Raw genomic sequence first — 11,827 nt, 5'->3', positions numbered from 1 at the left:
CTATGTATTCTTATCTTATCATAGGAAGAAATAATGTAATACTGAAAATTAGACATTTATTTTTTCAAACTTTAAGATAAAATAATATAGAACAGAAATAAAGCTTGGGAGTGATTTTATGGCAAAGATAACTTGGAAACCTGGTACAATGGTTTATCCTGTACCTGCCGTTTTAGTAACCTGCGGAGATACGGAAGAGAATTATAATATTGTCACCGTTGCATGGACAGGCACGGTCTGCTCAGATCCTGCTATGACTTACATATCTATTCGTCCTGAACGCCATTCATATGAGATAATTAATCGTACAAAAGAATTTGTCATCAATATTGCCACTGAGGATTTGGTAAAGGCTACTGATTTCTGTGGTGTAAAATCTGGGAGAGATATCAATAAATTTAAGGAAATGCGGCTTACACCTGAAAAAGCCAGCAAAGTCAGTGCACCCTTAATCAAAGAAAGTCCCATTAATATTGAATGTAAAGTAACAAAGGTCTTAGAGCTCGGCACCCATCATATGTTTCTTGCCAAAGTTATGGCTGTAAATGTAGATGATCAGTACATGGATGATAAGAACAAATTCCACTTGGATTGGGCAAACCCCATCTGCTATTCCCATGGTCAGTATTATGGATTGAAAAAGTCACTGGGGGGGTTTGGATTCTCTGTAGCTAAAAAGAAAAAACGCAGAAGATAAAACTAAAAAAGAGATGTGCCTTGGCACATCTCTTACTTTAATCCTGGCTTCCTGGTGGGAATGCCACAGGAATCTTAATCTTTTCCGCTTCTCCCTGCCCTACCACATTGATGAATAGTTCCTGAATCACTTCAGGATGATCCACTGTCAGATCTGAAAAAAATATTTCTTTTGTCTCCCCTGAACTGATTTGTTTGATTACATCCATTTTCGTTGCTGTTACTTTCGGTGCTGCTTTGGGATAATTGCTAAAACTGGATTCAAGTCGGGCAGTAATCTTGATATTTTTCATTTCATGATCTGTATTATTTCTTACAGTCACCACTACATTAAACTTACCATAGATATATCCGTCCTGTTCTCCTTCCTGATACATATCCTCTGAGATAAATCGAATATCTTCAATGGAAGCATCATATTGGGTTTCGTAATCGGTCACGATGGCTGTTAATTCTTGTACTTTCTGGTCTTTTTGCTTCAAATCAGCTTTTAAAGCTGTAACTTCTTTTGCCAATTGATCCTTTTCCTGTTGAAGGATCACTGCTTGATCTTGTAATTTGTCAAACTCCGCACTATTACAGCCTGTTAGCGCCAAAGATAGCAGTACCGCAGCAGCAACTTTTCTTATGTATTTCACATATCTTCCTCCCTATTGAAGTCTGTTTTTTTATTCAAACACTTGATATCTTGCTATTCTATATCTTATACGATCTGCTAAGTCGTGAAGTTCTTCAGGACTCCCTTTATCCCAAAGGGACTCAAACTTTTCCTGAAAATCTTTGGCATCAGACTTTTTCCCCATAAGATTCAGCATTTGAATATTATTCACGATACTGCTTACTGTATTGGATTTGGTTTCAAATAGGGTTTGGGCGTTGATGATTTCATCTCTGATTTGCCACATTTCCATGTCGAGTCTCTGGGCAGCCTCAGCAGCGATTTTCAATCGTTCCCTAATTTTTTCTGGTATATTTTCTTTGTATTTATAATTTAAAGAATGTTCGATGGTAGCCCAAAAATTCATGGCCAAGGTTCTGATCTGAATTTCTGCCAAAATCTCTTTTTCACCAAAGGCCGTCTGTACTGGATACTTAATGATGACATGATAACTCTGATATCCGCTGTCCTTTTTATTTTTTATATAATCCTTTTCATATACAATGTATAAATCCTTTCCATCTCGCTGACGAATAAGTTCCCTCACTTTATAGATATCATCTAAGAACTGGCACATGATTCTAATACCAGCAATATCCTCGATTTTTTCCTCAATCTCATCTGGTGAGACACCATATCGCTTTGCCTTTTCTAAAATACTAGATACCTTTTTCACTCTCCCAGTAACGAATTCAATGGGGGAATATTCACTGGTAGCCCTTAGCTCATTACGAATTCCTTTTAGCTTCACTTTTAACTCCTCAACAGCTTGCTCATAAGGAATTAACAATTTATTCCATTGAAGAACTTGCACTAGCATCCCCTCCATGCACAATTTACAGTTATTATTTTACCATTTTTTTTGCCATTTGATAACAAAATTGTCACCAGGATAAGGTTAATATTTTTCATAAAAAAAAGATAACCTAAATAGGTTACCTTTTTAACGCCTGTCAGGTTATCTTTTTATCTTACAATACCAAGGAAGACGATTAGTGCCCCGAATATAATTCCTCCAAATCCTAATACCAGCAATTCTCTAAAAAGTTTTCCTCTATCTACTTCATCTCCAGCTGATGCCATGGCGAGGGCCCCTAGGGTGGATAGGGGAGAGTTTGTTACCACGTGGGCACCTAAGATAATAGCAGATACAAGTGCCGTTGGTGTTATATTTGCACCTAATTTTTCAATTAATCCTGGTACTGTTGGAATCAATGTTGGCATTACGACGCCAGAAGCCGATGATACAGACGACATTAATCCGCCAATTATTGTCATAATAGGTGCTGCTGTTCTAGCATTCATAAATGAAGATAATGCATCCGTTAAAGTAGTAATCCCGCCTGCGATACTTACCACGTTTACCAGAACTCCAACTCCACATACCAATAGCAAAGTTGACCAAGGTACGCTGAGAATCGAATCTTTCTCATCCGCGGCTCTTATGAGCAGCAGAATTGTTGCTCCTGCAAATCCCACAAGTCCTAAATGGGCCTTAAATACAATAACTGCAACGACAACCAACAATATTACTAGCATCGTTGCTTTTTGTCTTCCATCAAATGCCTCAACAGCACCTCTAGCACTTTCGGAATGTGATGAAAGTCTAAATCCTCCAAGAATGATGTAAATTACCGCTGCAATGATTACTTGTGCAATCACCATGTTATAGAAAATTCTCATACCCATATTTGCAAGGCCAATCTTTTCTGAAAGGGTTACAGCAATGATTCCTGTAGGTGCCAAGGGTGACAAACCACCAGCATTAGAGCCCGCAATAACCATACCTGCCATGAGCAGCGGTCCAATTCTTTCTTCGTGGGCAACACTCATAGCAATGGGTAATAGAAGCGCACATACAGCGATATTACCTGGCCCTATGGCTGCTATAACAGTAGCCAAAATAAAGAAGATAATTGGAATTAATTTTTTGTTCCCTCCAGCAAGTCTAGCACTTTTTCTTGCGATAAGCGCCAACGTTCCATTTACCTTTGCAATACCAAATAGTAATGTAACGCCTAGCAGGATGAAAAACAATGAGTTTGGCCATCCTGAAACCAAAGTCGAGAACTTACCCGCTGGATCTGATAACGCAACATCTTTCCCCAACTTCTCATTCGCTTCCAGAACAAAAAATCCTAGAATATATGCACCTGTTATACTTACCAACCCAGTATTGATTCCCCTTTTAAAACCAATATAGATGGCAATAACAAGTACCAATAGAGAAATAATAGCAATCATTTAAATTCCTCTCTTTCTTATGTTAGTTTCCAACAATAAGCAGAAAATAGCCTGCTTTTGTTTTGAGATCGCCGATGCTATTATTTTGAGCTTATTTTATTCAAAGTATGTAATCAACCCTTAGAAAAACCAATTATCCTTTTTTACAAAAAAATAGCCCTCTTTCGAGGACGTATTTAAAAAATATTTAATCAAATGCCTTTGTTTTGTCAATATAGGATTACATGTAATTTGTTTACGACTCACGTTCTTTCAATATTGTTTCTTGTTCTTGAGCAACTATTTCCTCCAATGCTGTCTTTGTTCCAGCTTCAAGATGGTCCGTTTGCAGTTCCTCAATTCTAATTTCTAAATCCTTCACCTGCTTTTTTAACTCTCTGATCTTAAAGCTCGATTTCACTTTACTGAAGGCACCAATCAAAGCAACAATCATGGCACCCAATGCAGCAGAAGCTAATATCACAATGGATTGGCTTAATTGTACCTGCTTCCACATAAAGCGGATAGTAACAATCTCAGAATTGGAAACAGCAAAGGTTGCCACAAGAATCGCAAAGATTAATGATGAAATAAACCATACTTGCATATCTATCCATTCCTTTCTGTTTTCATCTTGTAATACTTTTTTCATGACTTATTAGTTTATTTTCTACAGAAAGAGGATTATACCTTCTTTGTTTTCCAAGTACCCCTATGATAATAAAACCAAATCATCCCTGCTTCTACCATCACGGATAGAGCAATTGCCCACCAGACACCATCGGTTCCCATACCAAGATTCTTTGCAAGAAAATAGGCCAGTGGCAGCTTGACAAAAACATTGGAGAATATTGATGAGATCATGGGTGGGAACGTATCTCCCGCCCCTTGAAATGCACCGCCATATATTACAGGAAATATTACAAATATAACACCTATGTAAACAATTCGCAAATACGCAATGCCTAGTTGGATCACCTTTTCATCATTGAGAAAAAATTGAATAATATACCTTGGAAAAATCATATAGGGAACTGCAAAAATCAGCATATTTATTATGGCTACTTTCATACCTTCTCGAATAATTTCCTCTGTTCTCTCTATATCTTTTCTTCCTAAATTTTGTCCAACCATTACTGAAACGGCTACGGTAAGACCCATCAATAGAATGAATGTATAGTTAAATAATTGTCCTCCTATGCCGAAGGCTGCAATACCTTCCTTATTTCCTACTTCACTGACGATGCGAAACATGATCATCCCTGTGATCGGTCGTGAGACTTGCTGAAGACAAGACCATAGACCAATTCGTAGTATTCTCAAGGAATCTGCAAACCGTATTCTCCCATGATTAAGGTAGTCTATAAATTGCCCATGGTGAACCTTGCTCAGGTATACGTAGAATATTGCGAGCATAGCAAAAACATTTGAGATCACCGTTGCCATTGCTGCACCCTTTACGCCATACCCCAATTTAAACACGAAAATTGGATCTAGTATTGCATTAAGTATATTCGCCATGCCAAAGATATATAACGGTGTTCTTGTATCCCCCAAGGCCTGTAATATACTGCGAATTGTATTATTAACAAATACAAAAACTGTTCCAATAAAAATAATACGCAAATAAGCTGATGCACTATCAAGAACGCTGGTTTCTGGATTGAACATTCCTTGCAGCATCTCATAAGTATACCAACTGCAGATAAGACCAATTGCAGTGCCTAATATGCCTGCTAATAGAATAGACTGGCTGCCAATTCTCTTTATTTCATCTTCGTTATCCTCTCCAAAAGCTCTTGCTACAATGGCTACTGTTCCTGATGCTACTAGTGCACTCATAACAAAGACAACACTTACAGCGGAGTTACTAATAGAAGCACCTGCGCTCTCACTTGTACCTATCATAGATATGAATTTCATATCTACAGTACTCAAGAGGGACTGAAGCAGCATGCCAATAATTACAGGCCAGGAAAGGTTCCAGATACCTTTAAGCTCCTTATTCAACTTAACTTTCACTATAATCCCTACCCCATCTTTTATATTTTAGAATCACCCTTTAAATACATTTTCGTTACCAAGCAGATACACATCAGCCATAATAACACTATATATCCTCATAAAAATTCTTTTGGACATCTCATTCTATTATAGCATTTTATAAAAAAGTTTTTCTATTTTCTAAGTGATTATAGATGTATCTAATGATTAGTCATGCACTTATAAGGGTAATCTATAATTAATCTATTAAGCTAGTATAAAGGAGGCTATTCTATGAGAATTACAATTCAGTACTGTACGGGCTGAGGTTACCTTCCAAAGGCCATGGGTTTGGCTGAAAACTTGCTTCATATCCATAAGAACAGCATCGCATCCTTGAATATCATTCCTTCTTCTGGAGGTGTTTTTGAGGTAATGGTAGATGATAATCTTGTCTTTTCAAAGAAAGATTTAGGCCGTTTTCCTGAGGAAAATGAAGTAGAAAGTAAAATAAAGAAGTAGTCTTGGCTATAGCCAAGACTACTTCTTTATTTTAAAGTCCCTTTTTTCCAATATAGGAAGCTAAATCAATTACTCGATTTGAGTAACCCCATTCATTATCATACCAAGCAACGATCTTTAGCATATTCTCTCCAACCATCATGGTTGATGGTGCATCAATGATTGATGATCTGTGATCCTTCTTAAAGTCAATGGAAACCAATGGAGCTTCACAATAACCTAGTATTCCTCGTAGAGAACCTTCGGAAGCTTCTTTTAATTTTTCATTGACTTCTTTTGCTGTGGTATTCTTCTCAAGTTCCACCACCAAATCCACAACTGATACTACAGGTATTGGAACTCTCATTGCCATGCCATTCAATTTTCCATTCAATTCAGGGATCACCAAGCCAATAGCCTTGGCAGCTCCTGTCGAAGTAGGAATAATGGACTCTGCTGCTGTCCGTGCTCTTCTAAGGTCGCTATGAGGCAGATCTAGTATTCTCTGGTCATTGGTATAAGCATGAACTGTCGTCATAAGACCTCTTAGAATGTTATAGTTTTCATGAATAACCTTAGCCGCTGGTGCTAAACAGTTTGTTGTACAAGATGCGTTAGATACAATATGATGAATATCTGCGTCATATTTTGTATGGTTTACACCCATAACGATGGTGATGTCCTCATTCTTTCCAGGGGCAGAAATGATTACCTTCTTGGCCCCACCTTCTAGATGTTTCGAGGCCCTTTCTTTGTCTGTAAATATCCCCGTAGATTCCACAACAATATCGACACCCAGCTCTTTCCATGGAATCTGTGCAGGGTCCCTATATGCTGTGAAAGCGATTTCTTTATCTCCTATGATAATAGATTGTTCTGTAGCTTTTACCTCTTGTGGTAAAATCCCATACAGAGAATCATATTTAAAAATATGAGCATGTTCTTTTGGTCCGCTCGTACTATTAATTGCTACGATTTCAATGTCTTCTTCCTTCTCTAACCAGGCTTTTAATACGTTTTTTCCTATTCTACCAAAACCATTGATACCAACTTTAATTGACATATTAAATCCCCTTTCTGCTATTAATATATGACTATACATATAATATGTATCATTTTGTATATCACATTGTTTATTGTGATATACTGCATACCTATATTAACACAATTGTACTATATTGTATATACCATTATAATTCTTTTAATTATTCTTAATATATTTGTCGAAACATGATTTATTGCACTTGCCGCCTCTGATTCAAATGAATTTTCCTCAAAAACGAGTTATCTTCAGTTCTTCCAAACCTATCTATCTTTCTTTGACAACTTTTTTCATGTAGATTCATCAAATATTTTCACCTGCTATTTTTATGTACATAATTTGTCGCATGTTTTAGAAATAAAAATCGCCATAGATTTCATTTCTGTTTAAATTATTGTAGATTTTTGTTTATTAACTTGTCCTAATTTTATGTAACCTTCTCAAAGAGGATTTTAAAAAAAGACAAAAAAAACAAAAGAAAATTGAGGTAGTCCATCGTCACATTTCATGGATTATCCCAATTTTCCCTATATAACTCCTCTTTATCTTTGATGCTTTTCTTTTAATGCGCTTCCATGTAGATAGTCAAACCTTTTTCCTTGATATGTATCCAATTCTTCCATAGATTCATCGATACGGTCCTTGATCTTCCACCAACTAGTGTTCCAATTGCAAAAGAGGCTGTTTTCTTCTGGAGCCCTACCAATTAAACGCTGTATCACCACATCAGGGTTCAAATATTCAAGAAACAAAATCACACGACGGACATATTCCTCTAATGTGATAATCTCAAACTCTCCCCCCTCATACATCCTGCCCATCACTGTATCACTCCGAATATATAGGGAGTGCAACTTGATTTGTTCAATACCCAGAGCAGAGAGAAATTTTGCATCTTCAATCACATCATCTTCATCATCCCAAGGTAAATTTAAGATCAAATGAACACAGGTTTCAAGTCCATGTTTTTTGATTCTTAAAACCGCATCAAGAAATTCTGCCAAGGAATGGCCTCGATTAATTTTTTTCAATGTATGATAATTTACGGTCTGTAATCCCAGCTCAATAGTAATCGTTAGGTTATAACGCTCCTTTAATGCTTGAAGATACACTAAGTAATCATCATGGATACAGTCTGGTCGGGTGGAAATGGCAATTTCAACCACATCCTCCCTACATGCCTGCACCATGTATTTTTTAAAAGCTTCTAGCGACAGATATGTGTTCGTATAGTTTTGAAAATATGCAATAAATTTCTGCGCCTTATATTTATCCCGAATATAGGTAATATTGGTTTCCAATTGTTCTGAAACCGGCATAAACTGGGACAGGGTTTCAAATCCAGCTCCCTCTTCTCCACAAAAAATACATCCTCCGCATCCCGCTGTTCCGTCTCTATTTGGGCATGTCACAGGCAGGTTTATTGGAATCTTATATACTTTTTCTCCATATCGATTCCTTAAGTATTGGGAGTATACCTTATATCTATCTATCTTATCCATTTACCTATCTCCTTGTTTTTAGAAATGCATCCCCAAAGGGATGCACTTCTATTATACAACTTTTTTCTTTAATTTAGCAGGCACTATATCAAAAATAACATCTTTATGCAAACGTTTTCCTAGGTTGCTTATTATACTGGTTCCCTCATGATCTCCACCGGCTTCTCCCATCACAATAATATCAATATTGTTTTTCTCTACTTGTTCCTTCAGGGTAGCTAATACATCATGGGAGCGCAGTACCGTCAAATTTGCCCCATAAGCTTTAGATTTTTCAAAAAGATACTCCAGCGCATCTCCTTCTTTTGATTTGCCTAGGAAATTCCAACCTTCTTGGGCCACATGAATTACAAACAGTTGACCTTCATAGGTATCTCTTAACTCTGCTCCTCTTCGTATCAGTCTTTCACAGGTTTTCTGCTGTGTAACGCATACCATCACATTCTTTACTGGCTTCATGTTGAGACTCCTTTCAAATGATAAGAGTAACCCATATATTTATTGTATACCCACTTCCAACCATTTATCACAATAATCTCGTTTCAAGTTTTATTATATCACAGAAACCCTTTAAAGATAAATCCATCTTTAAACACCTTAAGCCCCCATAAAGGGGGCTTAAATCATACAACTGAAGCCAATAAAAGCATTTCTTCATTGTCATTATAAATCCGGTCAAATTGTTGAATTGGTAATGGATTTCTCCCTCTTCCTACCTCTATGGTATACCCAGGTCTTCTATACTGTTGGATAAACCAGTCCTTATAGCCTGCATAGGACGCTATACCATAGGTTTCATCCAGGGGATAGCCACTGACTTGGGTAAATAGTTCGCCAATTCTTCTAGCAACAGGTGGTGCCATATTTTGAAAATTCCAGTAGATGATTTCCCCCTGACTATGATAGGCTAGGACTAGCCTAAAGTTGTGATTTCTTGTAAAATCCGCCACAGCCTTGGACTCTGGCTCTGACTCTGGATATGGGCCAGAATACCTTGTAGGGCCTGGACCCGTAATACCGTATTGGGCTTCTGCCTCTTTGGATCGCTCCCAAAGGGCATTATAGTTATGATTCAAGTCCACACCTCGAATATTTGCTTGCCATACCCGGGAGAAGTCTGTGCTGCCATTGTTCCATCTAATTAAATCGTTATAATATGGATTATCCGGCTGCAGACCATTTAACACAAGATCAACACCATCTGGATTAACCATCGGTATAATATAAATGGTACTTTGATCCCAAATATCCCTCACATCATAGCCTCGAATATTTCTCTCATCCACATAAGCCTTTGAAAAGTTCTCAATAAACTTCATCAATAAAGGCGTTGTAATCCACTCTAGTGCATGGTGGGAGCCATTATAAAAAACCTGATTTGGACCATTGCCAAGTTTAATATAATATAGGTTTTTTCCTAATACACTCCTGCCAGCAACACCCACTTCTAAAAATGGATATCGCGCCCTCAATCCTTGAATATCTCTCTCCATGATCTCATAGGTATATGCAATGTTGGTATCCACCACGTCTATTCCGAAAGGAATGATAATTTGCTGCCCTATCTGAAGATTATACGGATTAAGCCCAGGGTTAGCCGCCACAATTCTAGCTGTACTGGTATAAAACCTTCTGGCTAAAGCATACATAGTGTCCCCAGCCTGAATACTATATCTCATATATCCTAGCAGCATAGGCTCTAGCATTCGATAGGTGTTAGGTCCGATAATACCATCTGGTGTAAGTCCGTTGTCTCTTTGAAAAGCAATAACAGCCTGCTGGGTTTGAGGTCCAAAAATACCATCAATCTCACCAGGTTTGTATCCAATTTTTTGAAGGAGGGCTTGAATCTCCATGACATCGGTCCCTCTCATTCCAAGTCTTAAAACTCTCAATTATATCACCTCACATCCTCTGCTACTATCATTTTATCGTTGGAGGTATGGTTTGGTGTCTTTATTTTTCATTTACATTGATAGCAACTTTGGTTCCAATATATTTCAAAAAATATGTTATACTAACATTGTGAAAGTGATCAAGGAGGGTTATCATGAAACGATGCACAAAAGTCATTCAACTAACAGGATATTATTTCACCAAAGAGTACGAAAAAAAGAAAAAAAACAAAGTTAAGGTTCGGGAGCTGAAGGAAGATACCGTGGCCAAATTGTTTCTTGAAGGAGAAACAGAAATACTTGTTTATTTTTTTGAAACGGATCGTGAGGTTCTCATTACACCTGAAAGCACCCCGGAAGATATCAAAAGGTACTTAGGCGAAAAATTTCTACAAGAATAGCTAGTCATCGCTGACTAGCTATCTTTACGAAATCCGAAAAATAGTTTTTCAAATACTGTACTTTCTTTAGATATGGGGTACATATCTACATTGGTGATCTGCCAACCTTCATCCCCATGCAAATCTTTTTTAGCGAAAATAGACACCTCTATCAGTTCCTTCATCTCATTTCCCTCTATATGCTGCCGATATTCTGCAATTGCCCGTATCTGGCTGTACATGGTCTCATCTTCTTCCCTAAATACCATAGCAACATCCTGTATTTCTTTGATTTTAACATCAGAAACGATTTTATTCTCAAGAACAAATGCTTTGTTTTCCTCGTAATTTTCAAACAGATAGGGAATTCTGAAGTTCAAAGAAAATGCCAATCCATATCTACTCGGATCATAATTGTCATAGTGGAAGCTCTGCCATTTTTCAAATGTCCATTGTACATGCTGCAGCATCTCATCTTTGAGAACTTCTTCATCTACCTCATGATCATCCACTAGGTGCATACTAAGTACTTCTCCTGTAAAGGCATTGATAATCACTGCATATACCAACTGACTTTTTTCTTCTATATAGTGAAGTTCCCAAATTGGCTGATCTTCAGTGGCCTCATAGACTTCTTCTAACGCAAGTTTTACATCCCCTAAAGCCTTAAACTCAGAATGAGCTTCAGCAATTTTCTGGGCCTCATCCCGCCCAATCATTTCTCTTTGTTCATTTCCTGATGGTTTGATTGCACCATCAAAATCTTCTTGAGGCTTTCTGCATCCAGCGGCTGTAAAAACAACAATCAATAGTATCATTAAACAAAGTAGTTTCTTCAAATCCTTCGCCCCTTGTCTTTAAAGTCTAATAACATTATATACTATATATTCTATTTCGCCATAGACCAATAAATACCTTCGTATGATAAAGCAAAAAGACCCCACAGT

13 protein-coding genes are annotated in these 11,827 nt (G+C 37.4%); 3 read left to right on the top strand and 10 right to left on the bottom strand.

Annotated features, from left to right (window positions below):
- Positions 1 to 118: 118 nt before the first annotated feature.
- Positions 119 to 697, top strand: coding sequence for a flavin reductase family protein (locus tag K0R93_RS04840; RefSeq protein ID WP_300298357.1), 579 nt, complete (start codon positions 119 to 121; stop codon positions 695 to 697).
- Positions 698 to 734: 37 nt separating this feature from the next.
- Here the strand turns inward: K0R93_RS04840 and K0R93_RS04835 are convergent, their stop codons facing one another.
- From K0R93_RS04835 to K0R93_RS04815, 5 genes are all read right to left on the bottom strand, one after another.
- Positions 735 to 1,334, bottom strand: a complete 600-nt coding sequence (locus tag K0R93_RS04835) for a hypothetical protein (RefSeq protein WP_300298355.1) — start codon at positions 1,332 to 1,334, stop codon at positions 735 to 737.
- Between the two features lie 30 nt (positions 1,335 to 1,364).
- A complete protein-coding gene (locus K0R93_RS04830) occupies positions 1,365 to 2,168 on the bottom strand; it encodes a GTP pyrophosphokinase (protein ID WP_330685027.1) in 804 nt (267 codons plus the stop codon).
- Between the two features lie 152 nt (positions 2,169 to 2,320).
- Complete coding sequence (locus K0R93_RS04825) at positions 2,321 to 3,598, bottom strand: SLC13 family permease (RefSeq protein ID WP_300298348.1); 1,278 nt, start codon at positions 3,596 to 3,598, stop codon at positions 2,321 to 2,323.
- 235 nt (positions 3,599 to 3,833) lie between these two features.
- Positions 3,834 to 4,184 (bottom strand): LapA family protein, encoded by a 351-nt coding sequence (locus K0R93_RS04820; RefSeq protein ID WP_300298345.1) that lies wholly within the window; start codon positions 4,182 to 4,184, stop codon positions 3,834 to 3,836.
- A gap of 77 nt (positions 4,185 to 4,261) precedes the next feature.
- Positions 4,262 to 5,599, bottom strand: a complete 1,338-nt coding sequence (locus K0R93_RS04815) for an MATE family efflux transporter (protein WP_300298342.1) — start codon at positions 5,597 to 5,599, stop codon at positions 4,262 to 4,264.
- A gap of 255 nt (positions 5,600 to 5,854) precedes the next feature.
- Between K0R93_RS04815 and K0R93_RS04810 the strand changes: the two genes are divergently transcribed.
- Entirely contained in the window at positions 5,855 to 6,082 is a 228-nt protein-coding gene (locus K0R93_RS04810; RefSeq protein WP_300298339.1) for a SelT/SelW/SelH family (seleno)protein, read from the top strand.
- A 31-nt stretch (positions 6,083 to 6,113) separates the two neighbouring features.
- Here K0R93_RS04810 and gap read toward each other — a convergent pair whose 3' ends face one another.
- The 4 genes from gap to K0R93_RS04790 all read right to left on the bottom strand — a co-directional run bounded on the left by gap (position 6,114) and on the right by K0R93_RS04790 (position 10,500).
- Positions 6,114 to 7,124 (bottom strand): type I glyceraldehyde-3-phosphate dehydrogenase, encoded by a 1,011-nt coding sequence (gene gap, locus K0R93_RS04805; protein WP_300298336.1) that lies wholly within the window; start codon positions 7,122 to 7,124, stop codon positions 6,114 to 6,116.
- Between the two features lie 521 nt (positions 7,125 to 7,645).
- Positions 7,646 to 8,605, bottom strand: coding sequence for a TIGR01212 family radical SAM protein (locus K0R93_RS04800; RefSeq protein ID WP_300298333.1), 960 nt, complete (start codon positions 8,603 to 8,605; stop codon positions 7,646 to 7,648).
- A gap of 51 nt (positions 8,606 to 8,656) precedes the next feature.
- The gene (locus tag K0R93_RS04795) at positions 8,657 to 9,064 is read right to left on the bottom strand and encodes a universal stress protein (protein ID WP_300298330.1); all 408 of its coding nucleotides are present in this window, start codon (positions 9,062 to 9,064) and stop codon (positions 8,657 to 8,659) included.
- Positions 9,065 to 9,228: 164 nt separating this feature from the next.
- Positions 9,229 to 10,500 carry a M14 family metallopeptidase gene (locus tag K0R93_RS04790; protein ID WP_300298327.1) on the bottom strand — a complete coding sequence of 424 codons (1,272 nt, stop codon included), beginning with the start codon at positions 10,498 to 10,500 and terminating at the stop codon, positions 9,229 to 9,231.
- 155 nt (positions 10,501 to 10,655) lie between these two features.
- On the opposite strand from K0R93_RS04790, the gene K0R93_RS04785 reads away from it, so the two are divergent.
- Entirely contained in the window at positions 10,656 to 10,901 is a 246-nt protein-coding gene (locus K0R93_RS04785) for a hypothetical protein (RefSeq protein WP_300298325.1), read from the top strand.
- 14 nt (positions 10,902 to 10,915) lie between these two features.
- Here the strand turns inward: K0R93_RS04785 and K0R93_RS04780 are convergent, their stop codons facing one another.
- Complete coding sequence (locus K0R93_RS04780) at positions 10,916 to 11,719, bottom strand: PepSY domain-containing protein (protein WP_300298322.1); 804 nt, start codon at positions 11,717 to 11,719, stop codon at positions 10,916 to 10,918.
- Between the last annotated feature and the right edge of the window lie 108 nt (positions 11,720 to 11,827).

Source organism: Anaerosolibacter sp., from assembly GCF_029240175.1.
Classification (GTDB): domain Bacteria; phylum Bacillota; class Clostridia; order Peptostreptococcales; family Thermotaleaceae; genus Anaerosolibacter.
The sequence above is the reverse complement of the archived record's forward strand: the minus strand, read 5'-3'. Positions and strand labels throughout refer to the sequence as shown.

Excerpts from the sequence above, each read along its gene's own strand:
- K0R93_RS04800 (WP_300298333.1), bottom strand. The coding sequence starts at position 8,605 with ATGGATAAGATAGATAGATATAAGGTATACTCCCAATACTTAAGGAAT.
- K0R93_RS04785 (WP_300298325.1), top strand. The coding sequence starts at position 10,656 with ATGAAACGATGCACAAAAGTCATTCAACTAACAGGATATTATTTCACC.
- K0R93_RS04840 (WP_300298357.1), top strand. The coding sequence starts at position 119 with ATGGCAAAGATAACTTGGAAACCTGGTACAATGGTTTATCCTGTACCT.
- K0R93_RS04820 (WP_300298345.1), bottom strand. The coding sequence starts at position 4,184 with ATGCAAGTATGGTTTATTTCATCATTAATCTTTGCGATTCTTGTGGCA.
- K0R93_RS04825 (WP_300298348.1), bottom strand. The coding sequence starts at position 3,598 with ATGATTGCTATTATTTCTCTATTGGTACTTGTTATTGCCATCTATATT.
- K0R93_RS04795 (WP_300298330.1), bottom strand. The coding sequence starts at position 9,064 with ATGAAGCCAGTAAAGAATGTGATGGTATGCGTTACACAGCAGAAAACC.
- gap (WP_300298336.1), bottom strand. The coding sequence starts at position 7,124 with ATGTCAATTAAAGTTGGTATCAATGGTTTTGGTAGAATAGGAAAAAAC.